This window comes from Pseudoalteromonas sp. 120-MNA-CIBAN-0494 (assembly GCF_040308885.1).
Classification (GTDB): domain Bacteria; phylum Pseudomonadota; class Gammaproteobacteria; order Enterobacterales; family Alteromonadaceae; genus Pseudoalteromonas; species Pseudoalteromonas nigrifaciens.
Genome location: NZ_JBEOOE010000034.1, coordinates 14569 through 32059, shown reverse-complemented (window position 1 = coordinate 32059; position 17491 = coordinate 14569). Strand labels below are relative to the sequence as shown.

The window sequence follows — 17491 nt, the reverse complement described above, 5'->3', positions numbered from 1 at the left end:
GGTTTCTCATTTACTACTCATTCCCTTCTCTCAGTGCAATAAGATCTTTAAGAAAATTATGCACAAAGAGGGCTAAGGGACGCTGCGCTTTTAGAGATAGTGACAAATACAGAATATTTTAATTAATAACTAGGCCTAGTCGTTAGTGTTTTCTCATTTACTCCTCATTCGCTTCTCTCAGTGCAATTTGGTCTTGGTGAATTATTTAAAAAAAAGAAGTTATAGACACTTAGCATTTAGAAGATAAAAATACTCAAAACCAGAAGCTGCGCTTGTTAAGCGAGCAAGCTATGCGTCTACAATCAACCCTAAATTCTGGACCTTAGCACGTACCTCACAGCCCATATCTCGTTGCTCGAAGCGCGTGTTTTAACCACAGTACTTATTAAACATCCAACTGCCTCTAATAGCCTCATAATGAGAACCAAATTGCAGCGATAAACACACTATTGGCAAACGATTCATTTGCTCAGCCATACTAAACACATCATAAAATTTATAACCATATTTAGAGGCTAATTTAAGCTCGTTCACATAAAGGGCTTTGTAGGTAGGTGGTAGTTCATTCCAATGCATTAACGCAATTTGAATAATACCTAAGTGAACATCTAACTTATATGGGCCAACTTTTTTAGCTTGCTGAATATAATTATATACCCGCTTGGTAGGCCCCTCTTGATAACTTACTACTTGTGCCAAGCTTATCCAGGTTAGTGCCCAAGTTTGTCTAAGCTCAACCGACTTTAACAACGCTTGCTCAGCTTGTTGGTATGTTTGCTTTACTTTATCTGATTGCTCACCTGATGTAGTATCAATACCGGCTAAACCTAACATTTTTATATGGGCTAAAAAATGCCAATAATGAGGATGGTCGGGATCCATATTGGTAGCTAACGTAATCGCATTTTCTGCAGCTTGAAGCGATGAACCAGATAAAGCACCATCCGACTCTTGCACAATATTAAGTGCATTAAAGTACCACGCATTTGCACGCATACTTTGCATGCTGGTATAAGCGATAACAAGTACTATCATGGCTAATATAGCAGCAGGCACTACCTTGAACATGTTTAATTTAGTCATTAAATAAGCACTCGGTTAGCTGCAGCGGGTTAGTTACAAAAAGCGCTGTAGCCTGTTCTTCACCTATTAATTGCGCTACTGTTTTTCTAGCTTGGCTCAATATAGGAGGTCGGCGTTTTACTGAGTGAGCATCAGAGGCAACATAGTTCACTAAACCATCTTTTAGCATTTGTAACGCTATAGTTTGTGCGCTTTCGCCCCACTCACCTTCAATACTCGATGCTGTTAATTGAAAGTCGCAACCTAATTGGTTTAAGTGTTGAATATAATAAAGATTTGACTGAATATCGCGATTACGCTCTGGGTGCGGAATAATAACGCGTATATTTTGTTTAGCGAGCCACTGAATAAATTTATCATAGCCTTGCGGCATATGTGAATGCGGTAACTCTAATAACAACACGCTTTTGTCTGCTATTTTACCAATAAAAGGCAGTTTATTAGCCATCACCATTGCCATAAGCTCTATGTCTAAACGTACCTCTGCAGCGGCAGCCAACTTTACATTAATACCTTCTTTTTTTGCCTCTCGCTTTAAACTCTCTAAATCGTTTTTTATTTGAGCCGTCGCATTATTAAAGCGCCCCACATGTATATGTGGCGTTGCCACCATATGAGTAATACCATCGCTTTCGGCCAATTTCAAAAGCGCCAAAGATTCAGTTAAATCTTTAGCGCCATCATCAATACCCGGCAAAATATGCGTATGAATATCAATCATAAATTACTTAATTACACTTGTGGCTTTTCAGGTTGCTGTGAGTAATCGTAATAATCATAGTAACCATGGCTATGCTCATCTTTAGATTTACTCATATCTACCTTGTTTAGTACCACACCAGCAACGTGAGCTTTTACTTCAAATAAACGCTCAAGGCCGGCTGTAATAGGTTTAATACGGGTAATATCAGATTTAACAACATAAACAACTGAATCAACACTTTGTGCAATTACCAATGCATCACTTACTGCTTGTGTAGGCGGTGTATCAACAATAATATGATCGTACTGCGCTTTTAACTCGCTAAGTAGCTCAGCAAAGCGTGGGCTTGACAACAACTCAAGTGGATTAGATGGTATTTGCCCACTTGGCATAATAGTGACACCCGATTGCGTATCAACATGTACACACTCAGCTAATTGCTCAGTACCTATCATTAAATTACTTAAACCTGGGTGAAATACCGGTATATCAAAACGTTTAGCTAAGGCTGGTTTACGTAAATCGGCATCAATCAGTAATACCTTACCCATTTGTGCCAACGACATCGCTAAGTTTGCAGAGGTGGTGGTTTTACCTTCCCCTGGGGAGGTAGATGTAACCGCAATAACCTGATGAGCTCTGTCTAAATGGGTAAGCAATAAACTAGTTCGGAAGGTACGTACAGACTCAGCAAAGCGGCGATAGGTATCTTCTAAATAAGCATGGATCGGAAAATAGCTCTTTTTAGGCACTACAACATGAGGCAACAAGCCAAGCATGCGCTGCGCGAGTTTATTTTCGACATCATTTTTATTTTTAACTGTGTCGTTTAAGGCATCAAAAACAAAGGTCATTACTACTGCAAAACCAAAACTAGCAACAAAGGCTAAAATAACAATCAACTTTTTGTTAGGTTTACTTGGGTTTCGTGGAGCATAAGCACGGTCTGTAAAACGAGCTGCAGCTGAGCTAAAGTCACTGGTTACTTCGGTTTCTTTAGAGCGCGATAAGAAGGTATTAAAAATATTGCGATTTGTCTCAACTTCACGTTTTAATTGGTTATATTGAGTTTCTTTGCGAGTAATATCTTGATATTCAGCACGAATTTTAGCTAAATCGCGCTCAAGCGCTTTTACAGTTCGCGTTGTTCTATTTAGCTCTTTTTCAATACCCGTAATTAACCCTTTAATTTGCTTATTAAGGTTAGTTTTAACTGTAGCAAGTTCAGATTTAGCTGAAATCATTTTAGGATGTTTAGGGCCGTAAACTTCTGCAAGCTCACTTACCTTACGCTCAACCAATACAACTTCGCGTTTAACATCTTGTACAACACGGTGCGAGGTAATTTCAGGCATACTGCCAAGTAATTCTATGTTGTCGTTACCATATTCGTTAATAACACGATTTATGCTTTCTAGGTTATTTTTAGTCGCGCGCGCATCTACTAGCTGTTTTGAGGTTTGCTCTAGCTCTTGGGTAACAAGCCCTGCTATGCCTTCTATATCAACTAGCTTTTGTTCTTCTCGGTAAGCTTGTAAACGTACTTCAGAGCTATCTAGTTGTATACGCAATTCAGATAAACGCGTATTTAACCAGCTAGATGCCTGCTGGGTAATACCCATTTTAGCGCGCATTTGGCTTTCTATGTAAACTTCACCAACGGTATTAGCCACTAAAGCTGCAAGCTTAGGGTCGCTCGACTCAAAACTTACTTGCACTAATTGTGTATTACGAATTGGAGACACCGTTAAACGAGACTTAAACGCAGCAAGTAAGCCCAACATCTCACGTTCGGCTTGCTCCTCTTCACTAAGAACAGAGCTTTCTTTTTTATTTAAAAAAGGCAGTAATTGCTTAACCATACCTTTTAGCTCACCAGTGAGTGAAGGCTTAGCAATAAAGTCGGAATGATCTTTTAAATTAAGTTTAGTAATTACCTCGCGAGCAATGCTATTTGACTTAATAACTTCAAACTGGGTTAAATAATACTCTTTTTTAGTAGAGTCTAAGCCATATACTTCCTCAAAGCTGACCGCTTTGGTTTGCTCCGACTCAATCAATAAAGTGGCTGTGGCTACATACTTAGGCACTAACGTTAACGCAACCATTATAGTTAATAATGTAACTACAATAGCAAAACCTAAAATTTTCCATTTACTTTGCTTAATAACATTAAGGTAAGCACCTAAATCAATAACTTCCTCGTTGTTGCTAGTTTTTTCAGAGTGTGTATTCATTTTTTTAATTACTACCTTAAACTGCTTAAAACAAGCGCTGCTCTATTTTTATGGTGTCACCCGCTGCAATTTGGCTGTTTAAACTACCTTTTTGTTGCTGCTGTTTGGTTTGTTCTTTAAAAATAAATATTTTATCAACCGAGGCGCGTTCAGTTAACCCACCGGCTAAAGCTATAGCTTGGTTAACCGTCATAGCAGGTTGGTAAGGATATGCACCTGGCTCTTTAACTTCACCATGTATATAAAAAGGCCGGTATTCTATAACTTGCGCATATACATTAGGGTTAACTAAATAATCTGGCTGTAAACCATCGCTTATTGTTTGCTCAACTTGCGAAACACTTAAACCTACCAGTTTAACTTTACCTAAAAATGGGTAGTTAATCTCACCGCTATTACCAAGCAGTGAGGTTACATCTAAATCAGGCTGGCCAAATACTTTAATTTCTATTTTGTCACCCGCACCTAAAATGTAGTTTTGCGAATCGTTCGCAAAACTACAAAAGCTCAGTAATAATATTAAGCCCGTTAAAATTTTAACCTTCATTCATTTCCCTTTAATGCAAATGTAAAGTTAAGGCCAACAATTACGCGGTCAAATTCAATATTAGTTTGGGTTGAATTACGGTCAATAAAATCAACATAGCCTGTTACCATACCAAAATTACTAGCTAAATAATTTAAACCTAGGCGGGCATTTTTTACTTTATCTTTTCGGTTAAAATTACCGGAGTATTGCTGGTCAACGTAATTAGCACTTACTACAGAGCTTAAGTAGTCGCTCCAATCATGCTGCCATGTTGCACCATAAACACTTTCGCGAATGTAATCGCCTTCTAGTAATGGGTCTTTAGCGGCACGACTAGTAACCAACTGTAGTGATGAATAAGTAAGAGGTTTCCAAACTGCAGCAGCTTCCCAACTTAAACCACTAAAGTTATCGCGCAGGTTTGACTCAAAATCTTTATTTTGGTAACCCACTTTAAATGAACCAGTAGTAACGGCTGTGGCTTCCCACTCCATACCCAGCAACACTTTAACATCGTCTGAGTCACGGGTTATACCGTTTGAATCAATTACATCGTAACGGTAGTTTTCTTGCTTAACCTCTAAAAAAGTACGCGTGCCTGCTTGGGTGTTGTAATAACCAATAATACCCAACATAGGTTTATCGTAATCACGGTACTGTGACACAGCCGTAAAATTTTGATAGTTTTTGTTATAGTAACCTGCTGTTAAAGCAACCTGAGCTTTAGAGCTTTCTGCACCATATTCGTAACGAGCAGTTACGTTTTGTTGCTGATAATTTACAAGCTCATCTAGTGCGCTGCCCTGGCCTTCAGTTAAACCCGCACCGCGTGGCTCGTATAACCAATCAGCATCGCCTGTTACATCTAAACGGTGTTGGCTAGTAAATTCTTTGTGTACACCCGCACCCAAGTTTACTTGAGTGAAATTATCGGTAGTGTCTTTGTTGTGGAACGACGAGCTTGATGCAATATCAAATTTATAGCTGTCAGGGCCGTCTTCAATAAGCGCTTCTAAACTCGGCGCTATATTCCATATTAAACGTGACTGAGTGGCAGACGGCGTCATAAAAAAGTTGTCGTTGCTGCTCACACCTAGTTGCAGCGTAGGTGTAATCTCAGCGCCGTCTTTAGTCATTACACTGCCTGGTTGTAATTCTACTGCCAAAGCTGGTGCTGATAAGCCTAAAGCAACAAGTAAAGTGGTAATTGTATTAGTACGCATTTTCACTTTTAAATCCCTTAAAAATTGTCATAAAAATTATTTTAACATCAAACCATAAAGACCAATGTTTAATGTAATGTAGGTCGTATTCAACTCGCTTGGCCATTTTATCTAAAGTATCAGTTTCGCCGCGCCAGCCGTTAATTTGTGCCCAACCGGTAATACCCGGTTTGGTTTTATGCCTAAACATATAAAACTCTACTTTTTTTCGGTATTCTTCGTTGTGGGCAACTGCATGAGGCCTTGGGCCAACAATAGACATATCGCCTTTTAAAACATTTATAAACTGCGGCAGTTCGTCAAGGCTAGTGCGGCGCAAAAAGCCACCTAACGGAGTTATTCGGGCATCGTTTTTAGTTGCCTGAGTCACCACATCGCTGTTTTCGGTCACCGTCATCGAGCGGAACTTCCACACTTTTATTTTGCGGCCATCTAAGCCATAGCGATCTTGCTTGAATATAATAGGCCCTTTAGATGTCAGCTTGATTGCGGCAGCAATAATCAATAATAATGGGGTGATTAAAGTAACAATAATAGCTGAAACCACTATATCTTCTGTGCGTTTTATAAATTCATGAGCACCAATACACGGTGCTTCAAACACGCTTAATGTATCAACATCACCCACATGCTCAATGCGAGCATGTATTAAGTTTGAGAGTAAAAAGTCAGGCACTATGTGCACATCGACGGTGGTATCACCTAGCTGTAATAAAATATCAGCTATGCGTTTTTGTGCTTTCATGGGGAGGGCTATATAAAGTATGTCTATTTCGCCATTGCGTGCTGCGTCTACCGCACTTTGTATACGCCCCTCAACACCTTGCTGTTCGAGTTGTTCAAATAAACGTTCAGGGCTTCTGTCATCGTAAAAACCTTTAAAGTTAAACCCTAACTCATCGTGTTTTACAATTTCAGCTTGTAAATAAGCAGCAGACTCTGTAGCACCAATAATGGCAACATTGCGTTGCGACAACCCTAATTTCCGGCGGTTGCGTTTATACAAATAAGCACCCAAACGCCAAATATACAAATAAGCTACACTTAGTAAAAACCAAATAGCTATTCCCACGCGAGAAAGCGACTCGGTAAATTTAAATACAAAAGACACAACTAATAAAAATGCAAAAGCAATTAAAACACTACCCCACGCACACATTACCATTGTTCTAAATTTGCCCGCTCGCCAAGAGCGATAAGTAGAAAACAGCTCAGCACTGTACAAGTAGCTAAGTGCAACAGTTAATGCTGAAGCAGCATAAATAGGAGTGAGTTTAAAATCATAAAGAAGAGCTGCACACTGAAACGCTAAAAACAACGCAAATATATCAAATAATCGGTAAAAATTGGCATCAGAGGAACCTGAGGGTTTAAATGTCCTTGGAGATGTCATTTTGCTTAATTCCTTATAGCTAATTCAGTTTGAGTAAAGCCCCAAAAAATCCACAGGGATAATATAGTATTAGCCAATTTTGTTCAATTACTGATTCCGACAAAAGTACTAAAATTCATGTTTAAATCTTTTAGCTAACTCTTGCTTTGTTTGTTAAGTATCAAAAAGAATACTCACATTTTATTTAAGTTTAATTAAATAACTCCTTAAACCAACTCCAAACCCCAAACGAGTATCCATCAAAAATATCAATTCCCAATGCCGACTTAATCAAATATAAAATCAGCAATGTAAGTAAAATAATAAAAGTAGCTGCGATGCTTAAAATTAATGCTTGACTAAGTCTTGCTATTTTTTGCTCTTTTGTACTTAATTCACGCCTATTTCGACCTGCTAAAAAAACATAGTAATAACGGTATTTAAAAAACTTAACTACGCCTCTGCAATCAACAGCATGGTTACCCCACTGCCTAGCACCTATGGCTATTTTTAAATGTGCCAACTGTTCATCAGTAAACGTAGTTTGAATGTTTTTAGGCATTCGCTCTAGTAAACTTCTAATAGCTGGATCTTGCTGTAAGTTCGACAAAAAAAACCTCAAATTCAACGTGATTATTAATTGCCAATTATTTTAAACAACTATTTAATAATAAAAAGCCAATTAAAAGTTAATTGGCTTTCATTTGCTAAAAGTACTTTTATTTAAGTGTACTAGAGCGGTAAGTATTATTATTTAACCAGCTTGGTAATTCTACAGTTGGTACTTTACCATCTTGACCAATATTTGTTTGATGAAACGAATGTTGATTCCAAATGCGGGTTGCATTTTTCCATGGCAGACTACCTTCAACTGATCCGTAAACCGTTACACCATTATTTATACTGTAATCGGCCTTAGAATTGTTAGAGGTAACAATAAGTTCAGCATCATTATCACCAGCAAGATCAACTACTAAAGGATACTCCCAGAGAGCTAACGTCGAGTTTTCTACTTTAGCTAACACAGAGCCATCAAGACTATTTAAAATTCTAACGCTTAGACGATTTTGCACTATTACTTCATCAATGCCATCGCCATTAAAGTCGAACCCACTAACGCCTAGCCTCCAGCTTGTATTTTCGTTTGTTACTGACCATCTTAGTTGTCCGTTTTTGTCATACATATCAACAGCGTTTTCTCCTGCATGTACTATACCTATTTCATCGACGCCTAAAAAGCTAGAGACAGCTTGCACGCCTCCTCCGAGATTTTGCGGATTACTAACCTTCCACTTTAAATTCCCATTATGATCAAGTGCTGCCAATTGGCCTTCATCAGGATTTAGTGAAGGGTTGCTAACTATAATTTCAGGATCTAAATCGTCATCTAAATTTGCAATAGCGCTAAACCACATACTTCCTGACTCACCATATTGCCAAAGTTGTACACCATTAGAGTCGTATAAACCACCACCAGCAAACACTTCCTGATTTCCATTGCTGTTAGAATCAAAGCTTGTAGATGAAAGAGCTTTGTCATTAGTTAAAAACATAAAACCAGTTTCATAGCTAAACACATTATTCCCAGCTATAATTTCAATAACACCATCATTATTTATGTCAGTCAGCGTAATCTCACCATTTGGCTTTCCTACTTTTATAAACTCTTTTTTAACTTCACCGAGGTGATTAATTACCTGTAAAACGTCTGACGTTTGATCATTTGTAATTATCTCTACAAAACCATCACCGTCTAAATCTGCTGCCGCTAAAGAATGACGAGTATCGCTAAATACGCCGCCGTTTGCATAATTCCATAATTCAGTACCATCAACCCCACTTAAAGCACGAACTAAACCCGTCTTATAAAAGAGGTTGTCTTTATAAGTAGTAACCACAATATCTGAAACATCACTGTTATCAATGAAGCCATCACCATTATCGTCATTAAGCTGGACAACAATAGGTGTAGAAATAACTTGATTATATTCCGGTAAAAAATCACTTGAATTCCAATGCCACTTTTCTTCTAAAGCGAAAGGCTTAATTGGTTGAGCTACTGATGGCAATTCACCATCAAACTCGCCACCTAACAGTGCCATAGAGCCTTTAAAACTTTGGCCAATAATTGGCATTTCAGCCGTACCGTATGCGCCTTTAATGTCAGCGTAAGGGGCAAGTATTACACCCTTCCAACGGTTGCCTTTAATATTAAGTTTTTGTGTATCTGGGAAGTTAAATACGGTTTTACTCGCGTGGCGGCGTAAATGCCAAAAACCCTTACCGCGCACATGTAAATCAGCACCACCTGTAATATTAAAAATTACAGTTGCATCGCTTGGTATACCCCACACTTTAAAAGTATGAGCACGGGCAAAATCACGGCCATCAATATTAAACACTTGTCTATCAGACCTGCCGTCACCTTCTAGGTATAAACCACCCCATTTACGGTAAACTGTACCTGTTTGATTTAACTGGTTTAACTCGGCGCTTAAATTTTTATAATATTCTTCTTGTTCATCAAAGCTAAATGGCATGGCCGATTCATCTTGGTTAGAAAGGATTTTAGAACCCCATTCCATACCCCAGCGTACACCCCAATGAATGTCAGTACCGCCACCAGCTACCATGCTACCTACATATTGGCGACCATATTTAAAATCGATGGTTGATTCACTAATTAGGTAATATTCTTCAGGGCTGTATGGGCGAGTGTAACCCACGCTGTAACCTTTAAGATCAATTTCACCTGCTGCAATTGCACCATCTGCACGGCCAAAATTCGATTTAAAATCATTAAAAACAAATGCAGAAAAATTATTGGCAACGCCTAAATCTGCAGCCAGTGTTGTAGAACTAGCTAAAGTAAGTGCGATCACTGCACTTAGCTTTTTAAATTTTAGTATTGAGTTAGTCATTTTATCCCTCGAAAATGAAAAAGTGCACTATAGGCACCAAGTTAAAGTCATTTGTTTAATGAAAGTTAATTTATTTAGTTCTTGGTGAACATTATATACACAAATAAAATCAAAAGGAACAAAAAACACTACGAAAGTACCACTTTTAATAATACAAAACAGGAACAAAAGTTAAAATCAATAACTTACGATAAAATAAAAAGCTGTAACAAACTAAAAAGACAAAATTAAAATATTAAAGTACTACCATATGTTAATGCAATGTTAACAACCTTGCAATACTGTAACTCTGCTTAATCAACAACTAGAAAACAAGTTTTAAAGACAAAATATACTGAGAGAAAAAATAAAAGCCTATTAGCGTATAAGTTAAAAACACTTAACTTAATATCTGCAAGTAGGAAATAATTTGGTAGGGGCTTAAAAGCTAAAGATGTGATTTTTATAAATCTCGCCTTAATAATCACTAATGAATAAAAAGGCGAGGTTGGTAAAAAGTTACTTTACCTTATAAAAAAAGCCATTATTATAAATGCCTAAGATTTAATGTAATGCTTTATAGATGCCAATACTTTATCGGCCAATATTTTTGCATTTAGAAAGCTATTACTTTCGGTATAACACCTTAACTCAGGTGCGTTACCCGAAGGCCTTATATGCACAACGTCCTCATTACTGAATGTTAAACGAAGGCCATCTATATCAATAACACTAGCTATTTTTAGATCCTCTAAGTTAAAAATCAACAAAAGCTTTTCTGGTTCTTGCTTTCCTAAATTAATAATAGATGAGCTCAACCCTTTGTCGATATTTTGTAATCTATCGCTATGGGTAAAACGATGGGGCAAAAGCTCTAACGCTGACGAAAGCTTCTGATTGCCAATAAGGCTTAATACCGCTAACACCGGCAACAATGCATCTCTTGTAGCTAAACGAGTGATTTTTGTATTTTCTATATAGATATCAGAAGCTAATAAAAACCCGCCATTAGCTTCAAAACCGGCAACACTACTGTAATCTTCTTGAAGCGCTTTAAATGCCTCAATCACGTAAGGGGAACCAATTTTAGTGCGTATTACTTTTTTAAAGAATCCACTTTTCTCAATTGAACTAGTGCAACTTACAGGAACAGAAAGTGATTGAATCCCTAAACTTTTAGCTGCTAATAAACACAAAATATCACCGGTAAAGTAATTCCCATTTTCATCGGCAAGTAAAGGACGATCCCCGTCACCGTCTGTAGAAAATATAGCATCCAGCTTATATTCTGTAGACCAAACTTTCGCTTGCTTTCTATCAGATTCGCCTACAGCCTCAGTATCTATTGGTATAAAATTATCGCTGTAACCAAGGCAAACAACCTCTGCACCTAATGCTCTAAATAATAATGGATAAAGTTCTCTCCCAGCACTTGAGTGCTGATAAACACCAATTTTTTTATTCTTAAGTAAATCATTTGAAAAAACACTCAAGTAGCGTTCTAAATATAACTCAAAAGCAACTTTACTTGGTTCTGGCAAAGTGAAAAGTGAGACATGATTAACTTGAGCTTTAACTGATAAGATATTTGTTTCGTCTGCCTTAGTAATTTCACCTGTTTTGGTGTAAAACTTTAACCCATTGCGATCAAATGGGATGTGGCTGCCTGTTACCATTATTGCTGGTACTGAATCCTCTTGAGATTTAAAAGCAAGGGCAGGAGTTGGTATAACTCCGTAAAAATCAACCTCAACACCCATTGCTCTGGCAGCACTAAAACATGCTTTAGCAATTGCAGGACTACTTGGGCGATTATCAATTGCTAATGCAATTCGTTTTACCTCGCCTTGAGTGCTTAAAAATGCCAAGGTAAAAGCAAAGCAAACTTCATTTGAAAACTGTGTTACCAATCCTCTGGCTCCTGAAGTGCCAAACTCAATGCCGCTTTGTTCAATAAGAATCGAACTATCCATAGTACCCTCTAAATATAATTACTATCAAATTACCCACTTTTATGTTCGGCCATATCTATCTTCAAAACGAACTATATCATCTTCGCCTAAATACGAACCAGACTGCACTTCTATAAGTTCAAGGTTCACTTTACCAGGGTTTTCAAGTGCATGTACCGAAGTTATAGGGATGTATACGGACTCATTTTCTGTCAAGTATTGCTCTTTTCCGTCTAGGTGAACTTTTGCTGTACCCGAAACCACGATCCAATGCTCTGCGCGATGATGATGCATTTGAACCGACAACTTAGCACCTGGTTTAACTGTTATACGTTTTACTTGAAAGCGTTCACCGCTATCAACCGAGTCATATTTACCCCAAGGGCGATAGACTTCCCTATGAAAAGTAGCTTCGCTTCGGTGCTCATCTTTTAGCTGCTGTACTATTGCTTTAACTTTTTGTGATTCATTTTTATGTGCAACTAATACAGCGTCTTTAGTATTTATGATTACTAGGTCTTCAACGCCGACTGCTGCTATTAATTTGTCATCGCTATAAACTAATGTATTTTTTGTATTTATAGCTTTTACATCACCATTAAACGCATTGCCACTTTCATCTTGTTTTGATACTTCCCACAAAGCAGCAAAACCACCTACATCATTCCACCCTGCATCCATAGGGACAACAACTGCATCTTTGGTATGTTCCATCACTGCATAATCAATAGACTCATCTGGACATGCTTCAAACGCAGCTTTATCAACACGAATAAAATCCATATCATCACTCTGAACTTTCATCGCACTTGAACATGCTGAATAAATATCAGGGCGGTATGTTTTTAATTCTTCTAAATAGCGACTCGCTTTAAATATAAACATGCCACTATTCCAATAATAATTACCACTTTCTATGTACTGTTTTGCAACATCCAAACTTGGTTTTTCTACAAATTTATCAACTACAAAGCCTGTTTGGTATTGTTCACCACGTTTAATATAACCATAACCGGTTTCTGGCTTATCTCCAACAATACCAAAAGTGACTAGTTTTCCTCTCTTAGCCAACTCTGCACCTTTTTTAACACTTTCCTGAAATGCTATTGGATTTTCAATAACATGATCAGCTGCAAGCACGAGTAGTAAAGCATCTTGATCATTTTCTATTGCTTTTAGAGCTGCTAAAGCAATAGCTGGAGCTGTATTACGTCCGACAGGTTCTAAGAATATACCTGAATGCTGAACATCTAATTGACGTACCTGCTCAGCGGCAATAAAGCGATGTTCTTCATTACAGATAAGCATAGCTGGCGAATGCTCAATGCCACCTAAACGTTTGATTGTTTGTTGTAGCATTGTTGTATTTGAATCATCCAACGCTAAAAATTGTTTTGGATAATTGCCACGCGATAACGGCCATAAACGAGTACCTGAACCACCTGCCATAATTACTGGTAAAATCATTGTAGATCCTTTTTAAATGACTTGATTTCAAATAAGTCAAATTTTGAAATAATAAAATAAATTGTGGAAACTAAACTAATTGCAATTACAGATACAATCGCACTATTGATAAATGCTTTAGAATACTCTAAATTCTCGACTACTTCTGTATCTTTAAACAGCAAGTTCAAATAACTAAATATGATTAATGAAAGCAGTAAAAATACCTGCCTAATTGGGAGTAATTTAAAAACATAACGATGCAAAACAAAAATACATTGTATAAAATTCATCAGAAAAGAACATGTTAATAACAAGCATAAATACAGCAGATCACCAGAGACAACACCTAAAACGATTGCTGAAATATTAGTCACTGACGAAAACAATCCACAATAAAACATTTCTTTTGTAGAACCAAATGCTTGGAAAACACCACCTGTAGAACTTAAAACCATTTGCAAAGGAATAGTAATAGATAATATTTGAAGGATCGCTGCTGTACCATGCCATTGAGGACCAAATAAAATAAGTACAACATCATCAGCAGCCCAAAAAAGAACCAAAGCAACAAATGTACCTAACATTACAAGCTTAAATGCTACCCTGTAAAACTCGCCCATAACTAATTCAGGATTATGCTTATGTTTAGTTAGAATTGGCTGTAATGCGGGAGTAATTGCAAAAGTAAAAAGCTGTAAAGGATAACGCATCACTTGATAAGATTTTTCGTAAATACCAACTGCAGATGCCCCAAAATACTTCGTAATCAAAATTGTATCTAAGTTACGAGAAAAAAAGTTCAGCACATTAAAAGCTAATTGGTATTTTGCAACTCCAAATAATCGCTTAATAGCAATTAATTCAGCACCAAACCAAGGGCGGCCTAATTCACTGGACTTTGAAAAATAAAAATACAAGAAAAAACGTGCTATTGGTACCACTAAAAGCTTACTAATTAAACCAAGTATACCAAAGCCTAAATAATACAGAGATAATGCTACTAGAAATGAACTCAACTCAGCAAAGATCTCAGCACGAGCAATTAATAAAAACTCTGTATCTTTTTGTAAACTAGCTAAGGGAAACATTGATAATGCAGAAAAAAATATATTGAAAGCAAGTACAATAGAAATATAAGGAATATCTGAAAGCTCAAGCCATTTTATTAAACTAGGCGTCATGAACATAAATAGTAAGGCACCGACAATTCCAATAATTGCTGTTGAACTGAAAATACCATCCCTTTGACTCGGAGTTATAGTGTCACAATGAACTATTGCAGGACCTAAACCGGAGGTCGCTAATAGCTGAAAGAAAAGTATCATAACCGTCACAGCAGCAAGAACACCAAACATATCTGGTGTATAGATCCGAGATAGTACAGCTAAGGATACAAGCTGAAAAACATACAAACTATATTTCCCAAGTACACTTTTAAAAATTGCTTGGTTAAGGCTTTTGCTAATTTCAGACATTAATTATACTTACTTATAAAATACGTTTTTAAAATGATTAGCCATAGCATAGTTATTAATATCAACAGGTTTCATGACTAAAGGCCTATTCAACAAATCATCAATCATGATCTCTGGTAGTTTTTCATCTGGTAGAACAACCTTGAATAAATCGCTACCAATTTCATTGGCGATTTGTAACTGATGATCATCAGAAAACTCTTGATACCTTGCTACTCTTGGAACAAAAACAACATTCTTTTGATAGCTTAACATTTGATTAATGCTACCTATTCCACAATGACTTATGACCAAGCTTGCTTGTTTAACGAGTACTTCCATTTCATCTCGTGAAACCATATCTAAAACTTCTCCGTTAACAGGGTTAGTCTCAAGTAAATTATGACCCTTTTGAATTACCCAGCGGACATCTTCACTTAGGTATAATGGTTGTTCGTATAACATCTTAAACAGGCGGTCAAAGTCATACTGATTTGTGCCAACTGTTACTAAAATAAGCGGCTTTTCTTCTATCATTTTTGTTTCTAATTCATATTTATTTTCGCTTAAGATATCAAAACATTTTCCTATGTACTGAGCATCATTCTCCTCAGCAATTTTCTCCCATTGACAATAAAAAGCATCAAATAGTTTATGCTTTTTTACTAACTTCCCTGTATTTGACAATTCAATCACTCGTGACAGTGTATCTAGATAAATAAATTTAATCGGTAAAAACTTGCAAACTAGTGCAAACGGTAAAGCTATTGGACCACCTGTACTAAAAACTGCGATAGGCCTTTCACGTAACAAAACGTATATTGCATAAAACACATTAAAAAAATGAATAAATACATTATGTTGCGTGTCCATTATTTGATATATTTTTTTTATATTTTTATTTTTTATATTTTTCTTATTACTCACTAAGGTTAAATTATTACACATACTAGTTGCACACATTGCCTGAGTTAAATGTCCGCCAGCCGAGGCAATAACTAAAATCTTCCCCTTCATAAAATCTCCGTTGTTAATTAAATATTGAGTCAACTAGTAATCTGAACCTAAAAAGAAGCGTCTTCGTTTATAAAATACTTTTCGTAATATAAAGTAGCTTAAAGCTGATGTAGTTATCACACAAATGAAGACTAGCATCATTATTATTATTTCAGGTAAACCTACACTATATTCCTTCAATAAAATACGTAACAGACTTATAAAATAACCATGAACAAAATATAAGTAAAAACTGATACCAGCTAAAAAACTAAGTGGTTTAAAGTCAAAATTAAGCTTTTCATGAAAAAAAGCAAACGTGAGTAAAGATAAAACTAATTTTAGTAAGTTATCTATAGAAGAATTATAACCATAGAAGTAATAAATAAAGAGGGTAAAAATACAAAAAACAGGTAGCAATAAAATACTTAAAGTAGCAAGTTCTGAAACTAAAACTTCATTTTTTTGTAAAATCATACCGAATAGATAAGCAGGTAGAAAATATACAAATGATTGGAACACCTGATTATTCAACTCAGGTCGTCCGACATTATAAGACATAAATAATGATAATAAAAAGATTATATAAAGTAATCTTGTTTTTTTTATTTTTCTAAGTATAGGGAAAGTAAAGAAAAATAATACAATCATAGGAATAAACCACAAAGGTCCTAAGTGCGCTCCTGTTCCAATTAAATAAAGGTATTTATACACATAACCTAACTGGGAAAAACTTGACATATCAATCCATGGATGATTTTGTTTCAAGTCCATTACATATAATAAAGCAGCAGGAAGTGATAAAAAAAGGTAAGGGAACACTACATTTTTAAATTTATTGACTAGGTATGAATAGTAACTATAGCGGCTTTCTAAAAGGGAAAAAAAATAACCAGAGATCACTACAAACAATACGGTGGCGTTCGTTAACGCACTCCTTAATAAGGCAATATCATTAGCTGTAGAAAGTGCAGAAATAGAATGAGCAACAATGACTAAAACAATAGCAAAGCCTCTTAAATTGTGCATGTATTTAATATCCAACGTTTAACTTTCCTTTGTTTAGAATTAGTTGTGTATTTTCAAGTTAGTAAAAAATATCAGTTGAAGGTGTTCTATATTTGTATTTTATATTTTTTGAATAAGTAAGCTCATTAATTAAAACTTTAGAAAAATAATTAAACCCAAGTTAAGCTAAATTATCATGCTTAAATTTTAGTCCTTTTAACTGTAGGAAGGTATTCCAAAATCTACCCTTTAGCAATAACGATATCTCTAAACTTAACTTGGCATTAGTTTATAAGATTTATATTTATAGGCAGCACAATAAAATATGATAACTCAATTATTTTTATCTGTTGGCTCTTTCCTCATTTTCAGGAGAACAGCGGGCACACCACCAACAATACTATACGATTCAACATCTTTAGTTACGACAGAGCCGGCGGCAATAATTGCACCATTTCCTATAATGATACCAGGGAGCACAACTACATTACGACCTAACCATACATCATTACCAATAATAACTTTTTTTTCTTTTTTATAACCTTGAAGTGACATTGGCAGTTCAATAGACTCGAACTCGTGCAT

Annotated in this window: 13 protein-coding genes and 1 pseudogene; all 14 read right to left on the bottom strand. The window is 36.3% G+C overall.

Features of this window, described 5'->3' with window-relative positions:
- Positions 1 to 369: 369 nt before the first annotated feature.
- Entirely contained in the window at positions 370 to 1083 is a 714-nt protein-coding gene (locus tag AAEY55_RS15545) for a VpsP family polysaccharide biosynthesis protein (RefSeq protein WP_350552091.1), read from the bottom strand.
- Complete coding sequence (locus AAEY55_RS15540; protein ID WP_350552088.1) at positions 1076 to 1804, bottom strand: CpsB/CapC family capsule biosynthesis tyrosine phosphatase; 729 nt, start codon at positions 1802 to 1804, stop codon at positions 1076 to 1078. The genes AAEY55_RS15545 and AAEY55_RS15540 overlap by 8 nt, the downstream gene beginning before the upstream one ends.
- Before the next feature lie 11 nt (positions 1805 to 1815).
- Positions 1816 to 4023, bottom strand: a complete 2208-nt coding sequence (locus tag AAEY55_RS15535; protein WP_350552085.1) for a polysaccharide biosynthesis tyrosine autokinase — start codon at positions 4021 to 4023, stop codon at positions 1816 to 1818.
- A 25-nt stretch (positions 4024 to 4048) separates the two neighbouring features.
- Positions 4049 to 4570 carry a polysaccharide biosynthesis/export family protein gene (locus AAEY55_RS15530; protein WP_350552082.1) on the bottom strand — a complete coding sequence of 174 codons (522 nt, stop codon included), beginning with the start codon at positions 4568 to 4570 and terminating at the stop codon, positions 4049 to 4051.
- Positions 4567 to 5781, bottom strand: coding sequence for an outer membrane beta-barrel protein (locus tag AAEY55_RS15525; protein ID WP_350552079.1), 1215 nt, complete (start codon positions 5779 to 5781; stop codon positions 4567 to 4569). Before AAEY55_RS15525 ends, AAEY55_RS15530 begins: the two co-directional genes overlap by 4 nt.
- Positions 5765 to 7168, bottom strand: a complete 1404-nt coding sequence (locus tag AAEY55_RS15520; protein ID WP_350552076.1) for an undecaprenyl-phosphate glucose phosphotransferase — start codon at positions 7166 to 7168, stop codon at positions 5765 to 5767. The genes AAEY55_RS15525 and AAEY55_RS15520 overlap by 17 nt, the downstream gene beginning before the upstream one ends.
- Positions 7169 to 7358: 190 nt before the next feature.
- Entirely contained in the window at positions 7359 to 7757 is a 399-nt protein-coding gene (locus AAEY55_RS15515; RefSeq protein WP_350552073.1) for a 3-phosphoshikimate 1-carboxyvinyltransferase, read from the bottom strand.
- 109 nt (positions 7758 to 7866) lie between these two features.
- Positions 7867 to 10068 carry a choice-of-anchor A family protein gene (locus tag AAEY55_RS15510; protein WP_350552070.1) on the bottom strand — a complete coding sequence of 734 codons (2202 nt, stop codon included), beginning with the start codon at positions 10066 to 10068 and terminating at the stop codon, positions 7867 to 7869.
- A gap of 536 nt (positions 10069 to 10604) precedes the next feature.
- Positions 10605 to 12020: a phosphomannomutase gene (locus AAEY55_RS15505; protein ID WP_350552067.1), complete on the bottom strand. Its 1416-nt coding sequence runs from the start codon at positions 12018 to 12020 to the stop codon at positions 10605 to 10607.
- A gap of 39 nt (positions 12021 to 12059) precedes the next feature.
- Positions 12060 to 13466 (bottom strand): mannose-1-phosphate guanylyltransferase/mannose-6-phosphate isomerase, encoded by a 1407-nt coding sequence (locus tag AAEY55_RS15500; RefSeq protein WP_350552064.1) that lies wholly within the window; start codon positions 13464 to 13466, stop codon positions 12060 to 12062.
- Positions 13463 to 14923 (bottom strand): oligosaccharide flippase family protein, encoded by a 1461-nt coding sequence (locus AAEY55_RS15495; RefSeq protein ID WP_350552061.1) that lies wholly within the window; start codon positions 14921 to 14923, stop codon positions 13463 to 13465. The genes AAEY55_RS15500 and AAEY55_RS15495 overlap by 4 nt, the downstream gene beginning before the upstream one ends.
- Positions 14924 to 14932: 9 nt before the next feature.
- Positions 14933 to 15919 carry a glycosyltransferase gene (locus AAEY55_RS15490; RefSeq protein ID WP_350552059.1) on the bottom strand — a complete coding sequence of 329 codons (987 nt, stop codon included), beginning with the start codon at positions 15917 to 15919 and terminating at the stop codon, positions 14933 to 14935.
- A 33-nt stretch (positions 15920 to 15952) separates the two neighbouring features.
- Complete coding sequence (locus AAEY55_RS15485; protein WP_350552057.1) at positions 15953 to 16942, bottom strand: acyltransferase family protein; 990 nt, start codon at positions 16940 to 16942, stop codon at positions 15953 to 15955.
- A 324-nt stretch (positions 16943 to 17266) separates the two neighbouring features.
- Positions 17267 to 17425 (bottom strand): annotated as a pseudogene (locus AAEY55_RS18780) (DapH/DapD/GlmU-related protein); the annotation flags it as partial.
- Positions 17426 to 17491: the final 66 nt, after the last annotated feature.

What these genes read in the sequence shown, in the direction of transcription:
- AAEY55_RS15545 (WP_350552091.1), bottom strand. Translation starts at nt 1,083, where the DNA reads ATGACTAAATTAAACATGTTCAAGGTAGTGCCTGCTGCTATATTAGCC.
- AAEY55_RS15540 (WP_350552088.1), bottom strand. Translation starts at nt 1,804, where the DNA reads ATGATTGATATTCATACGCATATTTTGCCGGGTATTGATGATGGCGCT.
- AAEY55_RS15535 (WP_350552085.1), bottom strand. Translation starts at nt 4,023, where the DNA reads ATGAATACACACTCTGAAAAAACTAGCAACAACGAGGAAGTTATTGAT.
- AAEY55_RS15530 (WP_350552082.1), bottom strand. Translation starts at nt 4,570, where the DNA reads ATGAAGGTTAAAATTTTAACGGGCTTAATATTATTACTGAGCTTTTGT.
- AAEY55_RS15520 (WP_350552076.1), bottom strand. Translation starts at nt 7,168, where the DNA reads ATGACATCTCCAAGGACATTTAAACCCTCAGGTTCCTCTGATGCCAAT.
- AAEY55_RS15510 (WP_350552070.1), bottom strand. Translation starts at nt 10,068, where the DNA reads ATGACTAACTCAATACTAAAATTTAAAAAGCTAAGTGCAGTGATCGCA.
- AAEY55_RS15505 (WP_350552067.1), bottom strand. Translation starts at nt 12,020, where the DNA reads ATGGATAGTTCGATTCTTATTGAACAAAGCGGCATTGAGTTTGGCACT.
- AAEY55_RS15500 (WP_350552064.1), bottom strand. Translation starts at nt 13,466, where the DNA reads ATGATTTTACCAGTAATTATGGCAGGTGGTTCAGGTACTCGTTTATGG.
- AAEY55_RS15495 (WP_350552061.1), bottom strand. Translation starts at nt 14,923, where the DNA reads ATGTCTGAAATTAGCAAAAGCCTTAACCAAGCAATTTTTAAAAGTGTA.
- AAEY55_RS15490 (WP_350552059.1), bottom strand. Translation starts at nt 15,919, where the DNA reads ATGAAGGGGAAGATTTTAGTTATTGCCTCGGCTGGCGGACATTTAACT.